This is a genomic window from Streptomyces dangxiongensis (assembly GCF_003675325.1).
GTDB lineage: Bacteria > Actinomycetota > Actinomycetes > Streptomycetales > Streptomycetaceae > Streptomyces > Streptomyces dangxiongensis.
Map to the genome: position 1 here is coordinate 6,953,429 of NZ_CP033073.1, position 25,879 is coordinate 6,979,307.

General features: G+C 73.7%; 19 protein-coding genes and 3 pseudogenes. 12 read left to right on the plus strand and 10 right to left on the minus strand.

Annotation, left to right across the window (positions count from 1 at the left end):
* Positions 1–121: 121 nt before the first annotated feature.
* Entirely contained in the window at positions 122–1,903 is a 1,782-nt protein-coding gene (locus D9753_RS31450) for an acyl-CoA dehydrogenase family protein (RefSeq protein WP_240468335.1), read from the minus strand.
* A gap of 71 nt (positions 1,904–1,974) precedes the next feature.
* On the opposite strand from D9753_RS31450, the pseudogene D9753_RS31455 reads away from it, so the two are divergent.
* Positions 1,975–2,740 (plus strand): annotated as a pseudogene (locus D9753_RS31455) (PaaX family transcriptional regulator C-terminal domain-containing protein).
* A gap of 136 nt (positions 2,741–2,876) precedes the next feature.
* Here the strand turns inward: D9753_RS31455 and D9753_RS31460 are convergent.
* Complete coding sequence (locus D9753_RS31460; RefSeq protein WP_121791386.1) at positions 2,877–3,665, minus strand: pectate lyase; 789 nt, start codon at positions 3,663–3,665, stop codon at positions 2,877–2,879.
* Between the two features lie 457 nt (positions 3,666–4,122).
* Here D9753_RS31460 and D9753_RS31465 point away from each other — a divergent pair, with 457 nt between their 5' ends.
* From D9753_RS31465 to D9753_RS31480, 3 genes are all read left to right on the plus strand, one after another.
* The gene (locus tag D9753_RS31465; protein WP_121791387.1) at positions 4,123–5,481 is read left to right on the plus strand and encodes an SGNH/GDSL hydrolase family protein; all 1,359 of its coding nucleotides are present in this window, start codon (positions 4,123–4,125) and stop codon (positions 5,479–5,481) included.
* A gap of 204 nt (positions 5,482–5,685) precedes the next feature.
* The gene (locus tag D9753_RS36785) at positions 5,686–6,231 is read left to right on the plus strand and encodes a hypothetical protein (RefSeq protein ID WP_163010844.1); all 546 of its coding nucleotides are present in this window, start codon (positions 5,686–5,688) and stop codon (positions 6,229–6,231) included.
* 8 nt (positions 6,232–6,239) lie between these two features.
* Positions 6,240–10,532: a cation-translocating P-type ATPase gene (locus D9753_RS31480; protein WP_121790079.1), complete on the plus strand. Its 4,293-nt coding sequence runs from the start codon at positions 6,240–6,242 to the stop codon at positions 10,530–10,532.
* Positions 10,533–10,622: 90 nt separating this feature from the next.
* On the opposite strand, the gene D9753_RS31485 is transcribed toward D9753_RS31480, so the two are convergent.
* Positions 10,623–11,702 (minus strand): NADH:flavin oxidoreductase/NADH oxidase, encoded by a 1,080-nt coding sequence (locus D9753_RS31485; protein ID WP_121791388.1) that lies wholly within the window; start codon positions 11,700–11,702, stop codon positions 10,623–10,625.
* A gap of 129 nt (positions 11,703–11,831) precedes the next feature.
* Between D9753_RS31485 and D9753_RS31490 the strand changes: the two genes are divergently transcribed.
* Positions 11,832–12,188, plus strand: coding sequence for an ArsR/SmtB family transcription factor (locus D9753_RS31490; RefSeq protein WP_121790080.1), 357 nt, complete (start codon positions 11,832–11,834; stop codon positions 12,186–12,188).
* Between the two features lie 28 nt (positions 12,189–12,216).
* On the opposite strand, the pseudogene D9753_RS31495 reads toward D9753_RS31490, so the two are convergent.
* From D9753_RS31495 to D9753_RS31510, 4 genes and pseudogenes are all read right to left on the minus strand, one after another.
* Positions 12,217–13,550 (minus strand): annotated as a pseudogene (locus D9753_RS31495) (FAD-dependent oxidoreductase).
* A 266-nt stretch (positions 13,551–13,816) separates the two neighbouring features.
* Positions 13,817–14,485 carry a TetR/AcrR family transcriptional regulator gene (locus D9753_RS31500; RefSeq protein ID WP_121790081.1) on the minus strand — a complete coding sequence of 223 codons (669 nt, stop codon included), beginning with the start codon at positions 14,483–14,485 and terminating at the stop codon, positions 13,817–13,819.
* Positions 14,486–14,899: 414 nt separating this feature from the next.
* Positions 14,900–15,619 (minus strand): phosphatase PAP2 family protein, encoded by a 720-nt coding sequence (locus D9753_RS31505; protein WP_205614313.1) that lies wholly within the window; start codon positions 15,617–15,619, stop codon positions 14,900–14,902.
* Positions 15,620–15,843: 224 nt separating this feature from the next.
* Positions 15,844–16,392, minus strand: a complete 549-nt coding sequence (locus D9753_RS31510; RefSeq protein ID WP_121791389.1) for a DUF5134 domain-containing protein — start codon at positions 16,390–16,392, stop codon at positions 15,844–15,846.
* Positions 16,393–16,579: 187 nt separating this feature from the next.
* On the opposite strand from D9753_RS31510, the gene D9753_RS31515 reads away from it, so the two are divergent.
* Together D9753_RS31515 and D9753_RS31520 are read left to right on the plus strand one after the other, a co-directional pair.
* Positions 16,580–18,250, plus strand: coding sequence for an FUSC family protein (locus D9753_RS31515; RefSeq protein ID WP_121790083.1), 1,671 nt, complete (start codon positions 16,580–16,582; stop codon positions 18,248–18,250).
* The gene (locus D9753_RS31520) at positions 18,247–18,855 is read left to right on the plus strand and encodes a MarR family winged helix-turn-helix transcriptional regulator (RefSeq protein ID WP_121790084.1); all 609 of its coding nucleotides are present in this window, start codon (positions 18,247–18,249) and stop codon (positions 18,853–18,855) included. Before D9753_RS31515 ends, D9753_RS31520 begins: the two co-directional genes overlap by 4 nt.
* Here D9753_RS31520 and D9753_RS31525 read toward each other — a convergent pair.
* On the minus strand, positions 18,852–19,244 hold the full coding sequence (locus D9753_RS31525; protein ID WP_121790085.1) for a VOC family protein: 393 nt from the start codon (positions 19,242–19,244) through the stop codon (positions 18,852–18,854). The genes D9753_RS31520 and D9753_RS31525 overlap by 4 nt on opposite strands.
* Positions 19,245–19,315: 71 nt before the next feature.
* Here D9753_RS31525 and D9753_RS31530 point away from each other — a divergent pair, with 71 nt between their 5' ends.
* Positions 19,316–19,855, plus strand: coding sequence for a GNAT family N-acetyltransferase (locus tag D9753_RS31530; protein WP_121790086.1), 540 nt, complete (start codon positions 19,316–19,318; stop codon positions 19,853–19,855).
* 27 nt (positions 19,856–19,882) lie between these two features.
* Here the strand turns inward: D9753_RS31530 and D9753_RS31535 are convergent, their stop codons facing one another.
* Positions 19,883–20,566: a glycerophosphodiester phosphodiesterase gene (locus tag D9753_RS31535; RefSeq protein WP_121790087.1), complete on the minus strand. Its 684-nt coding sequence runs from the start codon at positions 20,564–20,566 to the stop codon at positions 19,883–19,885.
* A 414-nt stretch (positions 20,567–20,980) separates the two neighbouring features.
* On the opposite strand from D9753_RS31535, the gene D9753_RS31545 reads away from it, so the two are divergent.
* The 4 genes and pseudogenes from D9753_RS31545 to D9753_RS31560 form a co-directional block, all read left to right on the plus strand.
* Positions 20,981–22,378, plus strand: coding sequence for a DUF6421 family protein (locus tag D9753_RS31545; RefSeq protein WP_121790088.1), 1,398 nt, complete (start codon positions 20,981–20,983; stop codon positions 22,376–22,378).
* Between the two features lie 38 nt (positions 22,379–22,416).
* Positions 22,417–23,172 carry an SDR family oxidoreductase gene (locus tag D9753_RS31550; protein ID WP_121790089.1) on the plus strand — a complete coding sequence of 252 codons (756 nt, stop codon included), beginning with the start codon at positions 22,417–22,419 and terminating at the stop codon, positions 23,170–23,172.
* The gene (locus D9753_RS31555) at positions 23,169–24,239 is read left to right on the plus strand and encodes a threonine aldolase family protein (RefSeq protein WP_121790090.1); all 1,071 of its coding nucleotides are present in this window, start codon (positions 23,169–23,171) and stop codon (positions 24,237–24,239) included. Before D9753_RS31550 ends, D9753_RS31555 begins: the two co-directional genes overlap by 4 nt.
* Before the next feature lie 103 nt (positions 24,240–24,342).
* Positions 24,343–24,822: pseudogene (locus D9753_RS31560) on the plus strand (transglutaminase-like domain-containing protein); the annotation flags it as partial.
* Between the two features lie 120 nt (positions 24,823–24,942).
* Here the strand turns inward: D9753_RS31560 and D9753_RS31565 are convergent.
* Positions 24,943–25,668: a lysophospholipid acyltransferase family protein gene (locus tag D9753_RS31565; RefSeq protein ID WP_121790091.1), complete on the minus strand. Its 726-nt coding sequence runs from the start codon at positions 25,666–25,668 to the stop codon at positions 24,943–24,945.
* Between the last annotated feature and the right edge of the window lie 211 nt (positions 25,669–25,879).

A 25,879-nucleotide genomic window follows, 5' to 3' on the forward strand; every position in this document is an offset into this window, starting at 1 on the left:
TCTGATCGCGAGTGTGCACCACGGCACTGACAGCGGTCCGGAAGCGGACGCTGACTGTGTGCGATCCGTCGGCGGTCACCGGCCACCCCGGCGAGGCTGCCCGCACGCGCGCGTGACGGGATCAGTTCCGGCCGGGAAGGGCGCGCTCCAGGATGCTGTCGAGGTCGGTGCCCGCGGGAAGCGTGCCGAACGCGTGTCCCCAGTCGCCGCCCAGCCGGGTCGCGCAGAAGGCGTCCGCGACCGGGTGCGGAGCGTGCCGGACGAGCAGCGAGGCCTGGAGCGCGAGCGCCATCCGCTCGACCAGCCGGCGGGCGCCTGCCTGATCGGTTCCGGCCAATTGGTCCCTGAGTGCGGCCACGGCCGTGTCGAGGCGGCGGTCCGCCCCACGCGCGAGGGCGAGTTCGGCGAACAGGGCCTCGGCGCTGTCCGGTTCGCGACCCAGGGCGCGCAGCACGTCGAGCGCGTTGACGTTCCCGGAACCCTCCCAGATCGACAGCAGCGGGGCCTCCCGGTAGTGCCGGGGCATGCCCGACTCCTCGACGTACCCGTTGCCGCCCAGGCATTCCAGGGCCTCGGCGGTGAAGGCCGGGCCCCGCTTCGTGACCCAGTACTTGCCGACGGCGGTGGCGATGCGCCGGAACGCCCGCTCTCCGGCGTCCCCGCGCACCGCGCGGTCCGCCGCGCCGGCCAGCCGCAGCGTGAGTGTCGTCGCGGCCTCCGACTCCAGCGCGAGATCGGCCAGGACGTTGCGCATCAGCGGCTGGTCGAGCAGCCGGGCGCCGAACGCGCTGCGGTACCGGGTGTGATGCCCGGCCTCGACCAGTGTCTTGCGCATCAGCGTCGCCGAGGACATCACACAGTCGAGCCGGGTGCAGTTGACCATCTCGATGATGGTCTTCACACCCCGCCCCTCCGGCCCGACCAGCCAGGCCACCGTCCGGTCGAACTCCGGCTCCGAGGAGGCGTTGGACCGGTTGCCCAGCTTGTCCTTCAGGCGCTGGATGCGGAACGTGTTGCGGGTGCCGTCGGGCAGGACGCGCGGCACCAGGAAGCAGGACAGCCCGCCCGGGGCCTGCGCGAGCACCAGGAAGACGTCGCACATCGGCGCCGACGTGAACCATTTGTGCCCGCGCAGCGTGTACACACCCGGTTCGCCGGTGGGCGTGGCCGTGGTGGTGTTCGTCCGGACGTCGGAACCGCCCTGCTTCTCCGTCATGCCCATGCCGGCGAGCAGTCCGGGTTTGTCGGTGGGGACGCGCAGCTCGGGGTCGTACTCCCGGCTGGTGAGCAGCGGCTCGTACACCGTGGCGAGATCCGGCTGTGTGCGCAGGGCGGGGACGGCGGCGTACGTCATCGATGTCGGGCAGCCGTGTCCGGCCTCCGTGTGTCCCCACACCAGCCCGCCCGCCGTCCGGGCCACGTGCGCCCCCGGTCGGTCATCGCCCCACGGGGCGCCGGCCAGGCCCTCGGCCACCGCGGTGCGCAGCAGGTGGTGCCAGCTAGGGTGGAACTCCACCTCGTCGACGCGGTGGCCGAAGCGGTCGTGGGTGCGCAGCACGGGCTCGTGCCGGTTCGCCTGTTCGCCCCACTCCTGCGCCTCTACGCTGCCGGCCCGCGCCCCCAGCCGCCGGACGCCCTCCTCGGCCCAGCCTGCGCCCTCCCGGCGCAGCCCTTCGAGCAGGGCCGCGTCCGCCGCGGCGTCGTACGGGGCGAGCGGCGGGGCCTGGTTGGTGACGTCGTGCGTGGCGTACGCCGACTGGAGCTGCGACGACGGCTGCGGCTGCTGGTGCGATGAGGGTCGCGTCTGTGACTGCGGCTGCGACGAGGGCTGTGACTGCGACTGCGGCTGCGACGAGGGCTGTGACTGCGACTGCGGCTGCGGCTGCGCGGGAATCGAGGCCATAGAAGCATGTTGCACTCTTCCTGCGACTGTAGCAATCTTGCAACAAGAGAGCGCGCGTACAGTACGGGCCCATGCGCATGAACGTCTCGGCCGAGCCGGATCCGGCCGGCCTGCGACCGCTGTCCGCCCGGTCCGTCGTCCTCAGTCTGCTGCTCGGCGCGCACCCGCCGGAGCTGCCGGTGAAAGATCTGGTGCGGCTGGTCGAACCGTTCGGGGTCGGGGGCTCCACGCTGCGGGCCGCGCTGAGCCGGATGGTCGCCGCCGGCGACCTCCGGCGCACGGACGCCGTCTACCGGCTCAGCGACCGGCTGCTGGCCCGGCAGCGCCGCCAGGACGACGCGGTGCACCCCCGAACGCGCGCGTGGCACGGCGACTGGGAGATGGTGGTGATCACGGCGACGGGACGCGGCCCCGCCGCACGTGCCGACCTGCGCGCCCGGCTGACCTCCCTGCGCCTGGCCGAACTGCGCGAAGGCGTGTGGGCTGCGCCCGGCCAACCTCGACCGCTCCCTGCCGGCCGGCCTGCGCGAGGTGGCCCTGACGTACAGTGCACGGCCCGAGGAAGTCCCGGAAGACCTCGCCGGGCGGCTCTGGCCGCTGGCGGACTGGGCGGACAGGGCGCGTGGCCTGCTGGCCCGAGCGGCCTGTGCCGGCCACCCGGCCGGCCGTCTCACCGCCTACGCGGCGGCCGTACGTCACCTGCTCACCGACCCTGTGCTGCCGCCCGCGCTGCTGCCGGCCGACTGGCCCGGCGACGCCCTGCGCACGGCCTACGCCGCGTACCGACGGGAACTGGCCGGGACGCTGGGCGGGCGGCGGGACGAAAGGGAGCGCTGACGGGGCAAGGGGGCGCCGAGGGGTGGGCGCGGGATGCTGTCGGAGGCCTGGGCCGGACGGTGAACCGGAAGCGGGCCGTCAGCGGCGCCGCCTCTTCCGGGGGCGCCGGTGACGCCCCCGGAAGCTCAGCCGGCGCTCACTTGTAGGTGATGTCCGAGCTGGAGTACTTGCAGTACGTGCCATCGGGGCCGGAGCCGTTCGTCGTGGGCTCCTTGCCGGTGTTGTTGCCGATGTACTTCTGGCAGGGGGTGATCTTCTTGCTGGTGTCCCCGACGATGGTGATGTTCTTCAGGGTCGCGCTGTCGCCGTAGTTGGTGTTGATGCCGACGAGCTTGTTGCCCTTGTAGGTGGCCTCGATGCCGCTGAGGTTGATGGTCCGCTTGTACTGCGTCTTGCAGTTGCCGCAGGACCGGGCGAAGGTGCCGAAATTCTTCACGGCGAAGCCGGAGACGTTCAGTGTGCCGGCGCCGTTGAACTGGAACACCTTGTCGCTGGCCTCCTTCGCCCCGCCGCCGGTCACGGTGTAGACGTTGGACGACGAGGAGCCGAGGAAGGTGGCCGCGTCCTCGCCGACGTCCTCCCACCACACGTTCTGGAGCGTGCAGCTACCCAGGCAGTGGATGCCGTCCGCGGCGGGGGCGCCGATGATGACGTTCTTGACGACGGCGCCCGGAGCCAGCTCGAGGATGGGGCCCTGGTCCTCGTCCTGGCTGTCGGAGCCGAGGTCGCCGCTGCCGTAGAGCCGCTTCATCCCGTAATCCTTGGTGCCGGATACCGAGATGGTGGAGGAGACGGCCTGGCTGCCGTTGGCCGAGGGCCAGGTGGCCGCGCCGGCGGGCGCTCCAGATGTCATGATCATGCCAAATGTGAGGCCGAGTGCGGCCAGTCCGCCCAGCAGGGCGTGTGGGGATGTGTGTGAGGTCATGTCCCGGATGCCTTCTTCCGAGTGGGGATCGGACATGTACGTGAAGCGCATACGCTCCACGGAACGCGCAGCGCATTGCGGAGCGCGGTTGTGCGGCAACGAGGGCCGCCTTGCGGCTCGGCGGTCACGCTGCTGAACGGACCGTAGACGGTAAGCGCTTTCTGGTCAACGCCTCGCGCGGTGGGTTCTCGGTCGCCGGAGTGGGAACTGGGAGCGCTTGTGCGAGGAGTGGTGGGAGCGCTTCCATGGCGGGCGTGTGCATGCCACCATGACCGACGTCCGGGCCCGACGTCCGGGCCCGACGTCCGGGCCGGTGTTCGGTCCGGCCGGTGTTCGGTTCCGGCGTCCGATCCGGGTCCGGGTCCGGCGTCTCCCGGCGCGCCAGGCGCCCGGTCCGCACTCGCCGACCTCCGGACGTCCCGACCTCCGCCGACCTCCCGCCCTCAGGAAGGTGTCCGTGAAGCCGCCCACCAGAGCGTCCCTCGCCCCGCTGCTCGGCACATGTGTCCTCGTCCTGGCCCTGGTCGTGACGGCCTCGGCGCTCACGGCGCTGGTCACCGGCACGCTTCCGACCACCGGCACGGCCCCGACCACCGGCACGGCCCCGGCCGCCGCCGCGCGCCCCGGCCGGCACTGGGTGAACACGTGGACCGGGATGCCCCAGCCGACCGAGCCGGCCAATCTGCCGCCCGCGCCGTACACCGGTGCGCGGTCCGTCCTCGTGGACACCACCCTGCGGCAGACCGTGCGGGTCACCATCGGTGGGCCGCGCATCCGGCTGCGCTTCTCCAACGCGTACGGCGACACCCCGCTGCCGCTCACCGCCGTCACCGTGGCCCTGCCCAGGGACGGCAGGGCCGGCGTGAGCGCGGTCGTGCCGGGGAGTGTGCGCCGGGTGACCTTCGCGGGCCGGGACTCCGCCACCGTCCCCGTCGGTGCCGAGCTGGTCTCCGACCCGCTGGACTTCGCCCTGAGCGCCGGCACCGAGCTGACGGTGACGGCGTACACCGCGCCCGGTCAGGCGTCGCTCGCGCTCACCTCGCATCCCGGTTCGCGCACCACGTCGTACCTCGTGCACGGTGACCGCACGTGCGACGAGGACCTTCCGGGTGCGACCGGCGTCGACCACTGGTACCTGCTCAGCGACGTCGAGGTGCTGGCGCCGGGCCGGGCCGGGGCGGTGGCCGTCGTCGGCGACTCGCTCACCGACGGGCGCGGCTCCACGACCAACGGCAACGACCGCTGGCCCGACCAGGTCTTCGACCGGCTCCGGACGCGCCCGGACACGTCGGGCGTCGCCGTACTCAATCAGGCGGCCGGCGGCAACCGCGTCCTCGCCGACGGACTCGGCCCCAACGTGCTCGCCCGCCTCGACCGTGATGTCCTCTCCCGAAGCGGCGTCGCCTGGCTGATCCTCTTCGAGGGCGTCAACGACATCGGCACCGCCGAGGCCACTTCCGAGGCCCAGCGAGCGGTGACCGCCGACCTGGTCGCCGGGTACCGGCAGATAGTGGTCCGCGCCCACGCCCAGGGCATCCGGGTCTACGGCGCGACGCTCACGCCGTTCGGCGGCAACACCCTGTACGACGACCCGGCGCGGGAGCGGGAGGCCTCCCGGGAGCGGGTCAACGCGTGGATCCGTACCCCCGGCCACTTCGACGCGGTGATCGACTTCGACCGGGCGGTACGGGACCCCGCGGCGCCGGACCGGCTGCTGCCCGCCCTGCACGCCGGTGACTGGCTCCATCTCAACCCGCAGGGCTACCGGGTCCTCGCCGCCGCCGTACCCGAGGGGCTGTTCCGCCCCACCCGGTGAGACGCCCCACCCGGTGAAACACCCCGGCCTCGGGGCCCGACTCCGGGCGCCCCCGGCTTCGGGCGACCCGGGCTTCGGATTCAGCGACTTGCCGGGACAGTGGCGCGGGCGGGATCGGTGACGTTCCCTGGGTGGAGAGGGGATGACCGGTGCAGTCGTGGGCACTCGGTGGGACATACGGGACGAATCAACCCGAGGAGAGTCATGGCTGAGCAGAAGTCGTCGTCGGTCCTCACGGCGCCCCTGCACGGCGCGGCCTCGGTACTGCGCAGGGTGCCCGGCGCCGGGACGGTGGGCAGGGCGGCGGAGGAAACTCTGGACAAGGTCGGCGCGGTCTCGCCCCGCGGACGCCGTATCGCGGTGTACGCCGGGGCCGGGCTGCTCGGTGCCGCGGGCGTGGTGGAGTGGCCCGTGGCCCTCACCGGCGCGGCCGTCGCCTGGTTCACCCAGCCCCGTCCCGCCCCGCGGACGGACGGCGGGCCGGGAGCCGGGAAGGTGGACATGCCCACCGCCGAACCCGCGCACGATCTCGGCACGGCGGCCCTCCGCTCCGGCGGGGAGGGTCAGGGGCCGGCCTCGGCGGAGGAGAAGGCGTCCGAGCGGCGCGGAACGTCCGCCGGGGCCGATGACGCCGGAGACAGCGGAGCGCCCGCTCAGCCGGAGGCCGCCCTTGGTGACGCGGTGCCGACACCCACGACGTCCCCCGGGCCGCTCGGTCCGACCGCGCGACCCGACCGCACCACGCTCTGAGGAGGGTCATGGTCCTCGGCCTGCTGACGGAACCCTCGGCCGCCGCTCGCCTGCTCCCGGCGGCGCCACGCCTGCTCGCGCGGGCGGCGGCACCGGCGGCCGGGATGGCCGCCGGTGCCGCCGCCGGGACGGCACGCGCGGGCGTGCGCGGCGCGGACGCCGCCGCGCGGGTCGTGCGCGTGGCCCGCAACGCGCTGCCCGGCGCCGGTGACCACTGGCGGTCGGGCGCCCGCGCCCACCTGGCGCTGCGACCCGTCGACCAGGAGGAGGCGCGCCGCGCCGGTGGCACCGGTCACCGCGCGCGCCGGCTGGCCGAGGCGCTGGCGGAGCATCCCGACGTACTCGTCGCCTACTGGGACCAGGGGCTGGCCCGCCTCGTCGTGACCGCCACCGAGGAAGAGGCGACGGACCGGGTTGTGGAGCACGCGGCCGAGCTGGCCGGACAACACGGCCTCGTCCTGGCGGGCGGGGACGTGGAGGAGACGACGCATCCGGCCGACCCGGCCGGTGTGCGGGCCGCGGCGGCCACGCTCGCGGCCGACGGCGCGGGCATCGGTGTCGCCCTCGCGGCGTACGCGCTGCGGCTGCCGCCCTCACCCCGGATGGTGACGGCGGTGGTGACGCTGCTGCGGGAGAACCCACGCTTCCGCGCCTGGCTGCGCGCCCGGCTCGGTGACTCCCGGATGGACCTCGTGCTGGCCTGCGCGAACGCCGCCGTGCACGGTGTCGGGCAGACCCCCACCTCCCTGGTGCTCGACGGCGTCCTGCGAGCCTGCCAGGTGGCCGAGACGGTGTCCCGCTCGGCCGCCTTCGACGCGGTGCACGACGAGCTGTGCGCACCGGAGCGGATCAGTCTCGCTCCGGAGGGCCTGCCACGTCCGCCGCTGCGGGAGTCCCCGGCCCTGGAGTACGCCTCCCACGCCTCGGCGGGCAGTCTGCTGGGCGCGGCGGCGACCCTGCTCGTCAAGCACGACGGTGCCGAGGCGGCGGAGGCGGTGCTCGCCGGCTCCCCGAAGGCCGCCCGCTACGGTCCCGCCGCGTTCCACGCCGTGCTCAGCGCCGCGCTCGCCCGTACCGGCGTGCTGGTCCGCGACCCGGCCCGGCTGCGCCAACTGGAGATGGCCGGCGCGATCGTCCTGCACGCCGGGGCGCTGCGCACCGACGAGGGCGAGGCCGATCCGTGGACCGAGCCGGTACTCGACGCGGCCCGCCGGGCGGGTCTGCGGGTGGTGGTCGTGGACGATCCCGCGCTGGAGGATTTCACCGGACTCGCGGACCAGGTCGTCGACGCCCGCCGGCCGCTGGACGACGTCGTGTGCGAGGCGCGCGGCGACGGGGGCGCCGTGCTGGTGGTCGCCCGGGTCCGCGAGGCCGGCCGGCACGACGTTCTGGCCGCGCTGCGCGCCGCCGACATCGCGGTCGCCCTGACGGACCGGGACGGAGCCGTGGTGTGGGGCGCGGACATCCTGGCCCTGCACGGCCTGCCGGACGTGTGGCGGGTGCTGACCGCGATCCCGGCCGCCCGCTCGGTCGGGCGGCGCGCCCAGACACTGGCCCGTTCCGGAGCCGCGCTGTCCGGGCTGCTCGTGGCCGTCGGCGAGACCGGCGGTGGACGCGGACGCCGCTCGCTCCTGCCCGGGCTGCGGCACGCACCCGTCGACGCCGGTGCCGCGGCGGCCCTGATCTCCGGGGCACGCGCCGCGCTCTCCGTGGCGGCGGCCGGCGCCCCGCACCCGCGCCCCCGCGTGCACTGGCACGAACTGGACACCGACCAGGCGCGGGAACGGCTCGCGCACGAACCGGAAGCCGCGCCGGGCCCCTTCGACGAACTGACCACCCGGGTGCGCAGGGCGACCCGACGTGTCACCCGGCATCCGGCCGTCGCCCCCGCCCGCTGGTCCTACCAGCTCGGCCGCGCGGTCCGCGGGGAACTCCAGGACCCGCTCACCCCGGTGCTGGCGGTCGGTTCGGCGGCGTCGGCGATCCTCGGCTCCGTCGCGGACGCGCTGCTCGTCGTCGGCGCCCTCGATCTCAACGCCCTGGTCGGCGGCATCCAGCGGCTGCGCGCCGAGCGGGCGCTCTCCGGACTGGTCGCGGACCAGAAGCGGAAGGCCCGGCTGGTGCCGCCGGAGAGCGAGGCCCCGGCGGGCGGCACCCGCACCGTGGAGGCGGGCGGGCTCAGGCCCGGCGACGTGATCCAGCTCAAGGGCGACGACGTGGTGCCCGCCGACGCCCGGCTGCTGTGGCAGGACGGCCTGGAGGTGGACGAGTCGGCCCTGACCGGCGAGTCGCTGCCGGTGGAGAAGCAGACGGACCCGACCCCGCACGCCCCCGTCGCCGACCGCAGTTGCATGGTCTTCGAGGGGACGACCGTGGTGGCGGGGCAGGCCCGGGCCGTCGTGGTCGACATCGGTGACCGCACCGAGGCCGCCCGCGCCGTCCACCTCGCGTCCCGGACGCCCCCGTCCGCGGGCGTACAGGCCCGGCTCCAGGAACTGACCCGCAAGGCACTGCCGCTGACCCTGGCGGGGGGTGCCACGGTGACCGGCCTGGCACTGCTGCGCGGCACCCCGATCCACGAGGCGGTCAGCGGCGGGGTCGCGGTGGCCGTGGCGGCCGTACCGGAAGGGCTGCCCCTGGTGGCGACCGTCGCCCAGCTCGCGGCTGCCCGCCGGCTGAGCCGCGGCGGCGTACTGGTCCGCACCCCGCGCACGCTGGAGGCGCTGGGCCGCATGGACACCATCTGCTTCGACAAGACCGGCACGCTCACCGAGAACCGGCTGCGTCTGGTGCGGACCTGCGACGCCGACGGCACGGTCCACGGCGTGGACGACCCCGGGTCCGCCGGCACCGTGCGGGCCGCCGCACGGGCCTGTCCCCGGCTGAACGGCGGCTCCGACCGGCCGGTGCACGCCACCGACGAGGCCGTCCTCGCCGCGGCCGGCCCCGACCCGGACTGGACCCAGCTCGCCGACCTGTCGTTCGAGGCCGCGCGCGGTTACGCCGCCGCCGTGGGCCGCGGCGGCGACGGGCCGCCCGTGCTCGTGGTCAAGGGCGCCCCGGAGACCGTGCTGCCCGCCTGCGCGGGCCTTCCGGAGCACGCCGCCGACTCCGCGCACGCGCTGGCCGGCAGTGGCCTACGGGTCCTGGCGGTGGCCGAACGGCGGCTCGGCGCGGACGAGCGGGAGTCGGACGCCCTCGAACGGGAGCTGGAAGGGCTGGAGTTCACGGGACTGCTGGCGCTGTCCGACGTCCCGCGCGAGACGTCCACGGCGCTGGTGAACGGCCTCGACGGGGCCGGTGTGCGACCCGTCATGCTCACCGGCGACCATCCGCAGACCGCGCGGTCCATCGCCGCCGACCTGGGCTGGCCCGAGGACACCGTGGTGGTCACCGGGGACGAACTGGCCGCGGCGGACCGTGCGGCGCGGGCCCGGATGCTGCGCGACGCGGGTGTGGTGGCCCGGGTGGCGCCCGAGCAGAAACTCCAGGTCGTGGAGGCGCTGCGGGACGCGGGCCGGGTGGTGGGCATGGTCGGTGACGGCGCCAACGACGCCGCGGCCATCCGCGCCGCCGACATCGGCGTCGGCATCAACGCGCGGGGCTCGGCCGCCGCGCGCAACGCCGCGGACATCGTGCTGACCGCCGACGACCTGACGGTGCTGATCGACGCGGTCGGCGAGGGCCGCGCCCTGTGGCACAGCGTGGCCGACGCCATCGCCATCCTGATCGGCGGCAACGCCGGCGAGGTCGGGTTCGGCATCATCGGCACGCTGCTGTCCGGTCGGGCGCCGCTGTCCACCCGGCAGATGCTCATGGTGAACCTGTTCACCGACCTGTTCCCGTCGATGGCGGTCGCGGTGACGGAGAAGGAGGGCGAGGCGGACCTGGGCCACGTGGAGGAGGCGGCCGGTGTGCTGGGCGAGCCGCTGCTGCGGCAGATCCGGCACCGCGCCCTGACGACCTGCCTCGGTGCGGTCACCGCCTGGCTGATCGGCCGCTTCACCCCGGGCACCGCCCGCCGCTCCAGCACCATGGCGCTGTGCGGGGTCGTCGGCACCCAGCTCGTGCAGACCCTTCTCGACCGGCGCGACAGCCGCCTGGTGCAGGTCACCTCGCTGGGTTCGGCGCTGGCGCTCGTCGCCGTGGTCCAGACCCCGGGCGTCAGCCGGCTCGTCGGCTGCACGCCGCTGGGCCCGGTCGCCTGGGCCGGCGTCGTGGCCGCGATAGCGCTGGCGCTGGCGGGCCAACGAACCCTGCCCCGCCTGGAGCAGACGGTCGGACGCCTGCTCCCGACCTGACGGACCACCCACCGGCCGCCCGGCACCCGGCCCGTCGGCAATCGGTCGAAGGGGTGGTCCTGGCTGCCGGCCGCTGCGGGCCGGCCGGGGTCAGACCGAGCGGTGGTACGGGTCCGGGACCCGGATCTCGCCGCCCAGCTCGCGCGCCGCCTGCCGGGCCCAGTACGGGTTGCGCAGCAGTTCCCGGCCGAGCAGGACCGCGTCGGCCTCGCCGTTCGCCAGGATCTTCTGGGCCTGCTCGGCCTCGGTGATCAGGCCGACGGCGGCGACGGGCAGCGGGGTCTCGGCCTTCACCCGGGCGGCGAACGGGACCTGGTAGCCCGGCCCGGTCGGGATGGTGACGCCGGAGGCGTTGCCGCCGGTGGACACGTCCAGGAGGTCGATGCCGTGGGCGTGCAGGTCGCGGGCGAAGCGGACGGTGTCCTCGACGGTCCAGCCACCTTCCTGGAGCCAGTCGGTCGCGGAGATCCGGAAGAACACCGGCTTGTCCTCGGGCCAGACCTCCCGTACGGCGTCCACGACCTCCCGGGCGAACCGGGTGCGGTTCTCGTACGAGCCGCCGTAGGCGTCGGTGCGGTGGTTGGAATGCGGGGACAGGAACTCGTTGATCAGATAGCCGTGGGCGCCATGGACCTCGACGATCTCGAAGCCGGCGGCGTGTGCCCGGCGCGCGGCGGCGGCGAACTGCCCGACGATCTCGCTGATCTGATCAGTCGTCAGCTCGGTCGGGACCGGGTGGTGCTCGTCGAACGGCACCGCGCTCGGGCCCAGCGGCTGCCAGCCGTGCGCCTCCGGACCGATCGGCGCGCCGCCCTTCCAGGTCCGCTCCGTGGAGGACTTGCGGCCGCCGTGCGCGAGCTGGACCGCCGGCACGGTGCCCTGCGCGACGAGGAAGCGGGTGATCCGCCGGAAGGCCTCCACCTGGGTGTCGTTCCACAGGCCGAGGTCGTACGGGGAGATCCGGCCCTCGGGCGAGACCGCGGTGGCCTCGGTCACGATCAGGCCGGTGCCGCCGGTGGCCCGCGCCGCGTAGTGCGCGAAGTGCCAGTCGTGCGGGGCGCCGGTGAGCGGCCCCTCCGACTCGGCCGAGTACTGGCACATGGAGGCCATCCACACCCGGTTCGGGATGGTCACTTCGCGCAGGGTGAGGGGCTGGAAGAGCGTACTCACGACGGACTCCATTCGTCACGGGACCGTTGGTCGACTCGTACGATAGACCTCGTACTACGAGAGATGTCAAACTACGACGGCTCTCGTACAATCGTGAAGTCAGCGCCTCCGCGACGAAGGGCAGCCGCCGTGACCGACACCGCCGCCACCGGCCGCGACCTGCCGCACCCGGAGCGGGAGAACATCCGGCTGGAGCCCGTGCTGCACGCTCTCTCCGACCCGATGCGGCTGCGGATCGTGCGCGAACTGGCCGGCAGGGGAGCGGAGCTGACCTGCTCGCAGTTCGACCTGCCGGTGACCAAGTCCACCACCACGCACCACTTCCGGGTGCTGCGGGAGAGCGGGGTCGTCCGGCAGGTCTACCGGGGCACCGCCAAGATGAACGCCCTGCGCCGGGACGATCTGGACGGCCTCTTCCCGGGGCTGCTCGACAGCCTCCTGTCCGCCGCCGACCGGCAGTCCCGCCGCCTCGGCGACGCGGCCTGAGCCCCGGCCCGCTCCCCCGGGAGACGGGCTACGCGGCCCCCGCCGCCCCGAGCAGCGCCGCCCAGTCGGACAGCTTGACCACGCTCCGCCCCAGCCGCGCACCCAGCTCGGCCTCGGCCCGCTCGATCGCCAGCCACCCCGTCCAGGGCACGGGATCGATCCCGGCCGCCCGGAGCGCCTCGACCGGATCCGGTCGTTCCGCACGGCCGAGCACGGGGGCGTCCGCGAGCAGGGAGGTCACCGTCTCCTTGGCGCAGGACCGGTTCGTGCCGATGACACCCGTCGGGCCGCGCTTGATCCACCCGGCGACGTACTCGCCGGGAGAGGGTGTGCCGTTCCGCAGGACGCGGCCCTCCCTCGTGCGGGACCGTGCCACCGGCCGGGTCGAACGGCAGCCCGTCCAGCGGTACGCCCCGATAGCCCACCGAGCGCAGCACCAACTGCGCGGGCACCTCCTCGTACCCGGCCCGTGCCCGTCACCCCGCCCCGGCCGTCCGGCACCGTGCGTTCGAAGCGGACGGCGCCCACGCCGCCGCCCTCCCCGAGCAGTTCCACCGGGCGCAGGAAGAACCGCAGCCGGATGTGCCGGACGGCCGTCGAGGCGGGCCGTGCGGCCCAGCCGCGCAGCACCTCCACATTGCGGCGCTGCACCGCCGGCAGTATGCCGGGGTCGACCGGATCGAGCGCCAGCTCGTCCTCGTCCACCGTCACCTCGGTGCCCGGGAGCCCGCCCAGCTCGCGCAGCTCCTTGGTGGTGAAACGGGCCTGCGCGGGCCCGCGCCGGCCCACCATGTGCACCTCGCGCAGTCCGCTCGCCGTGAGCGTGTCCAGTGCCGCCTGCGGGATGTCGGTCGGACGCAGCTCCGTGGCGCCGCGGACCAGCATCCGGGTGACGTCCACCGCGACGTTGCCGACCCCGATGACCACCGCCGACCGCACGCCGCGCAGGAAGCCCGCGTCGGCCGCGTCCGGATGGGCGCTGTACCAGGACACGAACTCGGTCGCCGACCAGCTCCCCGGCAGGTCCTCGCCGGGGATGCCCAGCCGGCGGTCGGTGGCGGCGCCCACGCAGTACACCACCGCGTCGTAGAGCCGCCTCAGCCGCTCCACGGGCAGGCCGTCGGGGCCGCCGATCCGGACCCCGCCGAGGAACCGCACGCGCTCGTGCTCCAGCACCGTCCGCAGACTGCCCTGAAGCGACTTGATCTTCTCGTGGTCGGGGGCGACACCGTAGCGGACCAGGCCGTAGGGGCACGGCAGCCGGTCCAGGACGTCCACCCGGACATCGGCGTCACGCTGGACCAGGTTCTGGGCGGTGTAGCACCCGCTCGGCCCGGAACCGACGACGGCGACACGCAGCACGGCGGTACTCCTCGCCCGAAGGAGGGGGTGTGCGGACAGTTCCAGCATGGCACCGCCCGGCGCGGGACGGCAGGGGCCGGCGGGGTGACACGGACGCGGGTCCGTTCGCGGCAGTGGGGACGCGCCGGCCGCTGCCCGGGGTGCGCGGTGGGACCGGGGACGCGGGGTGCGAGCGCGTGACCGGGACGCGACGAGGGGTGTGAGCGCGTGATCGCGGAGGGGGGCCGGCCCCGTCGCGCCGTGCCGGGAGGGGACGCCGGGCCCTGTCAGGGGCTGCTCGGACGTTCCTCGGTGGCGAAGAACCGGGACAGGTCCCGCTGCTGCGCCGCCGTGCCGGGGTCACGCTCCGGCGGCACTCCCAGTTCCCAGTCGAGCCCGTACCGCCGGAACAGCTCGCCCCGCAGCAGCGGAACCGGCATCGGCACACCCGGCACCAGCGCCGCGTACACCGCGCCCATCAGCAGGGCCCGCAGCACCGGGTAGCCGGCGGCGACGTCCTGCGAGCCGTACCGGGCGACGGTGTCGCTGAGCAGCTCCGACAGCCGGCGCTGCTCCGGGCACTGCACGAAGCCCTCGGCCTGGAGCAGGCCCGCCATGTGCTGGCGCATCAGCACCGGCCGGTCCCGGGCCAGACCCAGGATCACGTCGATGGCCCGGGCCAGCCGCTCGCGGCCGTCCTCGGTGCGCGGCTCCCGCTCCAGCGCCTCCTCCAGGCTGCGGTGCATCAGCCGGTGCACGGCGGACTGCACCAACTGCCGCTTGCCGGGGAAGTAGTACGACACCAGTCCGCGCGCGGAACCGGCCCGGTCCGCGATGTCGCCCAGCGTCGTGGCCTCGAACCCGTGCTCGCCGACCAGTTCGACGGCGGCCTGGAGCAGCCGTTCCCGGGAACGCCGCCGCAATTCTTCATTGACCGAGGCGCTGCGCGGGGACATCCTGTAACTCCTGCGTTGACTGGCTGCCAGCCAACTATACTCAACGCGGCGGGCATTCCTGTGAGTTGGGGTCTGCCCAGGGCGGCTGTCCGTCTGGGGCGACGCGGGGGATCGTCTCAGACGGACGGCGCGCGGCTACGGCCCGAGGCCTTCGCCGACGGCTCGGCGCGATGCCCCGCCGGGCCGGGCAGGACGGGTGACCTCAACTGCCGTGCAGCCGAGAGCCTTACTGGAAGTGAGACTCCAGCCGCTGTGCGAACGGCGAGCCTCGTGATGCCTGTCGCGACGGGCTGCGGACCGTGCGCCCCGACAACGCCGGGCGCCTCGCAGAGCACCGGAACCAGCCGCGGGCCCTACCCGGGCCGGTCCGCCCGCACCGGGCGCCAGGAATCTTCGTCCGGACGCGCCGGAGTCCTACCCGCGCCGGTCCGCCCGCACCCCCGCCCGGTCGGTCCACGGCCGCTCGTGCACCGCCACCGCCACCGCCACCAGCAGCGCCCCCAGCAGCCAGCCGCCCAGCACGTCCGAGGGCCAGTGCACGCCGAGCCAGATCCGGGTCACGCCCACGCCCGCCACCGAGACCAGCGCCACCGCCACGGCCGTACGCCACAGGGCGCGGCCCGGGCCGTGGCGGTGCAGCAGCCACAGCAGCAGGCCGCAGACCACGGTGGCGGTCAGGGCGTGACCGGAGGGGAAGGCCGCGTAGTGCGCGGAGTCGACGGGGTCCGGCCAGACCGGGCGGGGCCGGCCGACGGCGGCCTTCACCGACTGCTGCACGACCGCGGCCGCGGCGCAGGTGGCCGCCAGCCAGACAGCCGTCCACCAGGCCGCGCGCCGCCACACCAGCCACACCGCCACCGCCGCGCACACCAGGCGCATGGTCAGCGGGTCCCACACCCGGTCCGTCAGCACCCGGAAGACGTGTGTGACCCCGCTGTCGGTGACCGCCCACCGGTGGGTGGTGCGGGAGATGTCGCCGTCCGCGGTGACCAGGGGGTGCCAGCGCACCGCGACGAGGACCAGCAGCACGAGGGAGCAGACGCCGAGGGCGGCGGCCACGCGGACGGCCGTGCGGAAGGTCGTCGACGGGCGGGGGGAGGGAACGGGTGGGGGAGCGGTGGGGCGTGGGCGCATACCACGATCTTGGTCGACGGGACGGCCGTGGCCAAGCCGTCCCGGTGCGGGGGCGGGGTGAGGCCGAGCCGTCTCGGTGACGGGATGGGACGGGGCATGCCGGTCGGCCCGGACCGGTACGGCGTGGCCGGCCGGCCTCGCCGACCCCGTTTCCTCGGCCCCCGCCGATCCCGGCCCCACGAACCCCGTCTCCCCGGCCGGTGACGCCGCCCCCGCTCCCGCGCTCACATCGTCAGCAGCATGGTCACCATGCCGATGCCCATCGACAGCCGGCACGCCCGGGCCAGTTCGGGGCGGTCGCCCCAGCGGGCCGGATCGGCCGCGTCCGCCGTGCCGGTGGCGGGCACCAGTCGCGCGCCGGCGAGCAGTACGTAGCCGGTGAAGTACAGCAGAAGCGCGCCGGTCACCAGCGGCACGCCGCCGCCGTGCGCGTGGTGGGCGGCGGGCGGGGCCCCGGCCATCGCCACCGCCATGTAGACCATCGCCGCACTGCCCACCAGGTGGTGCAGGTGGCGGGGCACGCCGCGCGCGGTCCACAGCGCGCGCAGCGCCGCGGCGCCGAACACCGCGGTGTACACCGGCCACGCCCACCTCGGCGGCGTGAACACCGCCGCCGGGACGGCCATCACGGCCATGCCGAAGCCCATCAGCGCCTCACCGCCGGCGGCCCGGCGCTGCTCCTCGACACCGCTGCGCAGCCGCAGCAGGCAGTAGGCCCCGGTCGCCCCGCAGAGCGCGACCAGCAGCCAGGCTGCCGACACCGGTCCGTGCACGCGCACCTCCACGCTCGACGGTCGGTCGAGGGATGCGATGCCCAGGGCAGGCGGAGCGCACGCGAGCGCAAGGGTGTACACGGGGAGCATGCGGGGGAGCACGAACGGTGACCGCTGGCAGGGACCGCAGGCAGGGCCGACTGGAGGCCAATTATTTTATGGGTAAAACACATGTTAAGTTGATGATATGAGCAGTGCGACACCCCACCGTCTTCCCCTCGCCGGAGTGCTCCGCCTCGGGCGGCCCTCCGACATCTGGTTCAAGCCCGCGCTGAGCGTGGCCGTCGCGGTCGCCCCGCCCAACCTGATCCTGCTGGCGCTCGGCCGCCTCGACCTCGCGATGTACACGATGGCCGGATCGCTCTGCGCGCTCTACGGCCACAACCGCCCCTACGCCGCCCGGGCCCGCCTCCTGGCCTGGGTGGTGCTAGGCATGGTCGGCGGCCTGGCCGTCGCCCTGCTCGCCGCGGCGTTCACACAGCACGCCGTCGTCCTGGTCGCCGTCGGAGCCGTGCTCGCGGCGGTGCAGAAGGCCGCCTGCGACGCCACCCGTGTCGGACCGCCCGGCAATGTGGTCCTGACCTTCATCAGCTCCGCCTCGCTGTTCGCGCCCCAGACCCCCGGCCAGCTCCCCGGGCATCTCGGACTGGCCCTCGCCGCGGGCGCCTGGGCCTGGCTCGTCGGCATGGCGCCCGGACTGGTGCGCCCCCACGGCCCCGAGCGCCGCGCCACCGCCCAGGCCATGCGGGCCGCCGCCGCGTACGCGGACACCCGCGGCACCGGCGACGGCCACGCCGGGGCCCGCGCCGCCGGCGCCGCCGCCATCCACGCCGCCTGGCAGTCGCTGCTCGCCACCGGTGCCCGCCCCGACCGCACCCGCCGCGCCCTCGAACAGCTCCTCGTCCGTGCCGAGGTCGCCCTCGCCGCACCCGCCGACACCGACCCCGCCCCGCTGCGCGCCTGGGCCCGCGACCTGCGCGGCACCGGCCGTGTCCCGCGCGTCGCGGCACCGCGCGAGCACGCCGACGAGCTGCTCGGCGTGGCTGTCGAGCAGGCCGCCCCGCGCCCCTCGCTCCGCAACCGCCTCGCTCCGCTCGCTCCGCTCGCCGCCCGCACCGCGACCGGCTGCGCCCTCGCCGGCTACGCCTCCCTCGCCCTCGGTGTGGGCCGCCCGTACTGGGCGCTGGTCACCGCGGCCTCCCTGTACCAGGCCAACGTCACCCTCACCTGGAGCCGGGGCGTCCAGCGCGTCGTCGGCAACCTCGTCGGCGTCCTCGTCTTCGCCGCCCTCGTCCCGCTCGCCCATCTCCACCCGGCCGCCCTGGTGCTCTGCGCCCTCGTGCTGAACTGCGCGGCGGAGGCGCTGATAGGCCGCAACTACTGGCTGGGCACCGTCTGTGTCACCCCGATGGCTCTCCTCGTCACCGAGTTCGCCCACGTCCAGGACTCCACCGAGCTGATCACCGAGCGGGTCGCGGACACGCTCGTGGGAGCAGCGGCCGGTTTCGTCGCCGCCGTCGTCGTCACCAACCGGCGCGCCGGCGACCGGCTGGAACTGGCGCTGACCACGGCGGAACGCGCCCGCGAGAACGCCGCCCGGCTGCTCGCCGAAGCGCAGCCGGCGCCGCACGCCCTGGAGGCCGCCCGCCGCGGCCTGGCCGCCGCCCTGGTCGACCTGCGCGCCACGGCCGACGCCGCGGCCGGCGAGTGGTGGCAGCGGGCCCTGCCCGAGGACCGGGTCGTGCTCACCGAGCAGTCCGGACACCGTACGCTCGCGGCGACGGTACGGCGTCAGGGCCTCGTACCGCGGCACCGGGACCGGGACCCGGGCAGGACGACGGAGGACATACGGCCATGACGGCGACGAACGGCGCGGCGACGCCCGCGAGCGACGCGACCGGTGCCGGCACCGGTCCCGGTCCCGTGCGGAACGACACCGTCGCCGCCGTCGTCCGCCAGTGGCAGGCCGTCCACCCCGAGCTGGACACCGGGCCCATGGAGGTCATCGGCCGGATCAACCGCTGCGCCGCCCTGCTCCAGCAGGCAGAGGACGCGCCGCTGCGCCGGGCCGGCCTGAGCCGTGCCGAGTTCGACCTGCTGGGCGCGCTGCGCCGCACCGGGCACGAGCTGACACCGGGGGAGCTGGCCCGGGAGACCTTCTCCTCCGGGGCCGCCGTCACCAAGCGGCTCAAGCGGCTGACCGAGCGCGCTCTGGTCGAACGGCGCGGTGACACCCGGGACCGCCGCGTCGCCCACGTCCGCCTCACCGACGCCGGCCGCGACCTGGTCGACGGCATTCTCCCCGAGCAACTCGCCTACGAGACGGCCGTCCTGTCCGTCCTCGACCCGGAAGGCCAGGACGGCCTCGCCGGCCTGCTCGCCGAGCTGCTCAGCCGACTGGAGGGCCGAATGAACGCGCTCGCCTCGCCCCCACCCCCGCCGTCGCGGGCGGCCGCACGCTAGACCTCGGGTCGGTACCGCAGGGGATGGTCGGCCGGGGTCTCCACCAGGACGATCCGGGTGCCGTCCGGGTCGTTGATCCACATCTCGATCAGACCCCACGGTTCCCGCACCGGTGGCCGTACGATCTCCACGCCCCGTGCCCGCAGCTCCTCGCACGCGGCCGTCACGTCCGAGACCTGCAACCACAGCCGCACCGCGGGCGACGGCGGGGCCTCGGAGCGGCCGGAGAGCTCCAGGAAACCGCCGCCGAGGAAGTAGACCGTCCCGCGCTCGGGGCCGGTACCGAACTCCCGGTAGACGGACAGCCCGAGTTGTCCGCCGTAGAAGCCGCGGGAGCGTTCGGGGTCGGTGGGCCGGAGAAGTGTCCGGCTGCTGAGCACATGCACCATGCACGGGAGGCTAGTGGCAGGGTTACCCTCGTGCCTGGCTCAGCCACGCCCGAGATCGGAGACCGCCACCCATGGACACCCCCGCCACCGCACTCACGTTCCGCGACGCCGTCGACGCCGATGTCGACGCCCTGGTCGCGCTGATCCAGGCGGCGTACCGGGGAGAGGGCGGCCAGGCCGGGTGGACCACCGAGGCGGACATCCTGGAGGGGCGGCGGACCGACCCCGAGGGCGTGCTGGCAGTGCTCAAGGCGCCCCTGAGCCGGCTGCTGACCGTCGAGCAGGACGGCCGTGTCGTCGCCTGCTGCCAGCTCGAGCACCGCGGCGACCACGCCTACTTCGGGATGTTCGCGGTCAACCCCGCCCAACAGGGCTCGGGGCTCGGCGGGGCCGTCATGGCGGAGGCGGAGCGCCTGGCCCGTGAGACCTGGGACGTCACCGAGATGCGGATGACGGTGATCTCCGTCCGGAACGACCTGATCGCCTGGTACGAGCGCCGCGGCTACCGCCGTACGGGACAGACCGAGCCGTTCCCGTACGGCGACGAGCGCCACGGCATCCCGCAGCGCGACGACCTGGAGTTCGAGGTGCTGGTCAAGCCGCTGGTGTGACGCCCCCGCGCGAAGGCCGGCGCCGGATCACGCCGTGAAGCGGCCCGTGCGCTTGATGTCCGGGTAGTCGGTGGTCGCGCCGTCCAGCTCCAGGGCGCGGACCAGTCGTAGCTGGGGCTGGGAGTTGACCACCCAGCCGATGATCCGCAGCCCGGACGCGCGCGCGTGCTCGACGGTCTCCAGAGTGAGCCGCCGGATGTTCAGGCACACGGTCGCGGCACCCACGGCGACGGCGCGGTCCACCACGTCGGGGCCGTAGCGGCTCGCGATCAGCGCGGTCCGCACCCCGGGTACCAGCCGCGACATCTCGGCGACGGCCTCGTCGTGGAACGAGGACACCTCCACCCGCGCGGTCAGATCCCGCGCGCGCATCACCTCGGCCAGCGCCCGGGCCGCCGCCACGTTCTTGATCTCGGCCTGCAACGGGGAGTGCACCGCCTCCAGGACCTCCTCGAAGACGGGTACGCGCTCCCCGCGGCCCGCGTCGAGGGCGCGCAGCTCCGGGAGCGTCTTCTCGGCGATCGGCCCGGAGCCGTCCGTCGTGCGGTCCACGTCCGCGTCGTGCATGACGACCAGGGCGCCGTCCTTGCTGAGGTGCAGATCGAGTTCGATCAGGTCGAGGCCGGCCTGCTGCGCGGCGACGAAGGAGCGGAGGGTGTTCTCGGGCTCGACGCCCATGACCCCGCGGTGACCGATGGTAAGGAAGTTCAAGGTTCAACTCGCTTCCGTCGACGGCGGCTCGGCGACGCGCGGACCGGCGGCCCCGGTAGGACGTCGTCGTCCACGCGGCAGGCTCGCAGCCTAATGGCCGGGCCCCGGGATGAACCCGCATGCGCGCGGAGCACGGGAGCACCGATGGTGCACCGCCGGGCCGGTGCCCGCCCGAGGCCGTCACCCTCCCGTGGGCGAGTCCCCGCTCCGGCCGACCGGGCCGGCCGGCCGGATCGCGGCGGTGCCCGGACCGCCCTTCCGCGCGGCGGAAGTGAGCGTCGTCACGGTTTGAGGCAGGAAAAATGTCGGTCACTCGGGTGTCAGACAGAATATTTTCCCGGTCAGGCACTTGCTGAGAGAAACCGGCTATGCATACGGTGTCCCCACGCGAGGTTCTCCCGTGGAGGATGGGAAATGACGGAAATTCTTGTGCAGGCCGGTGCGGAGGAGCAGATTCCCTCGCTGATCAGGGTGGTTGAGCACCCGGCCTGGCCCGTGCTCAAGAATGCCGTGGAGCAGATCCGGCCATGGCAGTCGACGGACGGATCCATCGACTTCGGCGCCGAGGGCGCCCCGCGGCGGGACGACGCCGTGGCGGCCGTCGAGCGTGTCGTCGGCGCGGTCGAGCAGCTCTCCCCGCTGCTTCCGCACGACGCCGCCTACCACGGGGCCCTCGTGCAGGACCTGCGCCGCTGGGTCGAGGGCGGCTTCGAGGTGCCGGACTTCCTGGACTCGCTGCTGGCCTTCAACCCCGCGGCGAACCGCGCGGACGGCCTGCAGCACCTGGTCGTCTTCCCGATGTACACGCAGAACGGCAACCCGGACCGCAATCTGGAGGCGGTCGTGCTGCGGATGGTCTGGCCCGAGTGGCTGGCCGAGCTGGAGCGCACCCGCTACGACAACCCTCTCTTCTGCGGCATCACGTTCGAGGACTTCACCTCGGGCTACGACACCAACTCCGCCGTGCTCTTCCCGGAGACCATCGCCGTCCGCCAGGCGCCGGAACGTTTCTCCTGGGGCGGCATCTTCTGCGACCGCGAGGCCGCCCGCTTCCGCCGGGTCACCGACGCCGCCGTGGACGTCCTCGGCCTCGACCTGCCCGAGGACATCGCCGCGATGGTCCACGACCAGAAGCGCTGCGAGGAGGCCTTCGTCCTGTGGGACATGGTCCACGACCGCACCCACAGCCACGGCGACCTGCCGTTCGACCCGTTCATGATCAAGCAGCGCCAGCCGTTCTGGATGTACGGCCTGGAGGAGCTGCGCTGCGACCTCACCGCCTTCAAGGAGGCCGTGAAGCTCCAGGCGGACGGCGTCCCGCAGGCCCGTGACGTGCAGTACGCGGTGCTCTTCGACCGCATGTTCCGCTTCCCGGTCACCGGTGACCGCGTCCGCAACTACGACGGCCTCGGCGGCCAGCTCCTCTTCGCCTACCTGCACAAGCACGACGTCGTCCGCTGGACCGACAACCGCCTCTCCATCGACTGGGAGCGCGCCCCGCAGGTCACCAACCAGCTCTGCGCCGAGATCGAGAAGCTCTACAAGGACGGCATCGACCGCCCGAAGCTGGTGCACTGGTTCGCCGGCTACGAGCTGGTCGCCACCTACCTGGCCCCGCACCCCGGTTCCCGGTGGGCCAAGGGCCCGGACGCGCTGGACCTGACCCAGCCGCCGCGCAGGCTCGTGGACGACGTGCTTCCGGACGAGTTTCCGCTGAGCATGTTCTATGAGGCGCTGTCCAAGAAGCTGAAGAATGTGATCGCCTCCACCAGGGGCATCACGGCGGACGGCGCCGAGCGGCTCGCCGCGTGAGCGACCGCGTCCAGCACACTGCTGCAGAGGGGAAGAGCATGGGGAACGGGGCGAACGGGGCACTCAGCGGTGCGGTGATCGCGGTGGCCGGCGCGGGCGGACCCGCGGGGCGCGCGGCGCTGCTGCGGCTGGCCGAGGCCGGGGCGACCGTCATCGGCGCGGACAACGACCCGGAGCGGCTGTCCGAGGCGGTGGACGCGGCCCGGTACGCCGCCGGCGGCGCCACCGTCACCGGTGACACGGTCGACCTGCTCGACCTCCAGTCCACCCGCGACTGGGCCGCCCACATCGAGAAGGACTTCGGCCGGGTCGACGGGCTCGTGCACCTGGTCGGCGGCTGGCGCGGCAGCGAGACCTTCACGAAGACCAGTCTCGACGACTGGGACTTCCTGGAGATGCTGCTGATCCGCACCGTGCAGCACACCTCCCTCGCCTTCCACGAGGCCCTGCAGCGCAGCGACCGCGGCCGGTACGTCCTGATCAGCGCCGCCGGCGCCAGCAAACCCACCGCGGGCAACGCCGCCTACTCCGCGGCGAAGGCCGCCGCCGAGGCGTGGACGCTGGCCATGGGTGACTACTTCCGCAAGGCGGGGGGCACCGAGGGGCCGACGTCCGCGGCTACGATCCTGGTGGTGAAGGCGCTGGTGCACGACGCGATGCGCGCCGAACGCCCCAACGCGAAGTTCGCGGGCTTCACGGACGTCAAGGACCTGGCCGAGGCCGTCGAGGGCGTCTGGAGCAAGTCCGCCGCCGAAGTGAACGGAAACCGTCTGTGGCTGACCGAGAAGCCGTGAACCCCCCCAGGACCGACGCGCGTCGTCATCATGACCCGGAAGTCCGCGGTTTCGCCAGTGACAACTACGCGGGAGCCCACCCCGAGGTGATGGCCGCGCTGGCCCTGGCCAACCACGGTCACCAGGTGGCGTACGGCGAGGACGACTACACCCAGAACCTCCAGCGGATCATCCGCAGCCACTTCGGGGCGACCGCGGAGGCCTTCCCGGTCTTCAACGGCACCGGCGCGAACGTGGTCGCGCTCCAGGCGGTCACCGACCGCTGGGGCGCGGTGATCTGCGCCGAGAGCGCGCACATCCACGTCGACGAGGGCGGTGCCCCCGAGCGCATGGGCGGCCTGAAGCTGCTCACCGTGCCCACGCCCGACGGCAAGCTCACGCCCGAGCTGATCGACCGGCAGGCCTGGGGCTGGGAGGACGAGCACCGCGCGATGCCGCAGGTCGTGGCGATCACCCAGAGCACGGAGCTGGGCACGCTCTACACGCCCGACGAGATCCGCGCGATCTGCGAGCACGCCCACGCGCACGGCATGAAGGTGCACCTGGACGGCTCCCGGATAGCCAACGCCGCCGCCTCCCTGGACGTGCCCATGCGGACGTTCACCAACGCGGTCGGCGTCGACATCCTCTCCCTGGGCGGGACGAAGAACGGCGCACTGTTCGGCGAGGCCGTGGTGGTCCTGAACCAGGATGCGGTGCGGCAGATGAAGCACCTGCGCAAGATGTCCATGCAGCTCGCCTCCAAGATGCGCTTCGTGTCCGTGCAGCTCGAGGCGCTGCTCGCCAAGGATCTGTGGCTGCGCAACGCCCGGCATGCCAACGGGATGGCCCAGCGGCTCGCCGAGGGCGTGCGCGCGGTGCACGGGGTGGAGATCCTCCACCCGGTGCAGGCCAACGGCGTCTTCGCCCGGCTGCCGAACGACGTGAGCGAGCGGCTCCAGAAGCGGTTCCGGTTCTACTTCTGGGACGAGGCCGCCGGGGTCGTGCGCTGGATGTGCTCCTTCGACACCACCGAGGACGACGTCGACATGTTCGTGGCGGCGCTCAAGGAGGAGATGGCGCGCTGACTCCCCGGGATGCATAGCTATGCGATCACCTGAAAAGTCATTGACGTTCGGGTGATCGCATTCCTATGCTCTGCCGGCATGGAGCTGATCCAGAACACCGCCGGCCGACTCGTATGACTGTGCACGCGCCGCCTATGCGTTCGTCCGGGACGCCATTCCGCACTCCCAGGACTCCGGCGACCCCCGCGTCACCTGGCGCGCCTTTGACGTGCTGACACTGCGGACCGGCATCTGCCACGCCAAGTCCCACGCGCTGGCCGCCCTGCTCCGGGCCGAGGACATCCCCGCCGCGCCGTGCTACCAGCGGCTGCTGCGCGACGACGGGAGCGGGCATGTCGTGCACGGTCTGGTCGCCGTGCGCTTCCACGGCGCCTGGCACCGGCAGGATCCGCGCGGCAACAAGCCCGGTCTCGACGCCCGGTTCTCGCTGGAGGGGGAGCGGCTGGCCTGGATCCCCGACCCTGCGTCCGGTGAGATGGACCACCCGGTTCCGCACGCTGAACCGCACCCGGCCGTTCTCACCGCCCTGCGGGCCGCTCCCCACCGGCCCCACCTGTGGAAGGCGCTCCCCGGCAGCCTGTGAGGCGAAGCGGACGACCTTCACGCTCACCGTGTCCGGCGAGGTCCGTGCTGCGCGCGCCGGTGTCGACCGGCGCCGGCGCCTGAACCCGGCCGGGCCGGCGCCGCGCGTGGCCGTGCCGGCTCAGTGGGCCTCTGCCGCGCGGAGCTGCTCCGCCGTGGGCGCCGAGCCGCCGAGGTGGGCCGGCAGCCACCAGGACTCCTCCGCGCCGCTGCGCGCGGGGTAGGCCCGCTGGGCCGCCTCCAGCAGCTCCTGGACGCGCTCGCGCAGACGCCGGGTGATGGCGCCCGCGTACTGGTCGCGCGGGGCCTCGACCGGCTCGCCGACCCTCATGGTGACGGGGGTGTGGCTGCGCCCGAAGTTGCGGGGGTGGCCCTTCGTCCAGAGCCGCTGGGTGCCCCACACCGCCATCGGGACGAGCGGAACACCCGCCTCCTGGGCCAGGCGCGCCGCGCCGGACTTGAAGCTCTTCAGGGTGAACGACTCCGAGATCGTGGCCTCCGGGAACACCCCGATGACCTCGCCGGAGCGCAGCGAGTCCAGCGCGTGCGCGTAGGCCGCCTCGCCCTGGCGGCGGTCCACCGGGATGTGCTTCATGCCGCGCATCAGCGGGCCGGAGACCTTGTGCCGGAAGACGGACTCCTTCGCCATGAAGCGCACCAGGCGCTTCTGCGGCAGAGCGGCAAGGCCGTTGAAGATGAAGTCCAGGTAGCTGATGTGATTGCTCACGAGCACCGCGCCGCCCGAGGGCGGGATGTTCTCCGAACCCTTGCAGTCGATCTTCAGGTCCCAGGCCTTGAACAGCGTCTTGGCGAGACCGATGACGGGACGGTAGACCAGCTCTGCCATGGGCGGGGTGGACCCTTCCTGCTCTGCTCGGGAAAGGGGGCTCCCGGCGGGAGGTTACGCGGCCGTAGGTTAACGGCGTCTCGCAGATCGTGCCCGAAGAACGGACGCGTAGCCAGTCCTGCTGCCTCGCGGCGGCGAGATCCTCGTCACGTCGGCCTACATCCCGCCCGTGAACCTTATGTCCTGCTTATTCCACCCATACCGTGGCCCT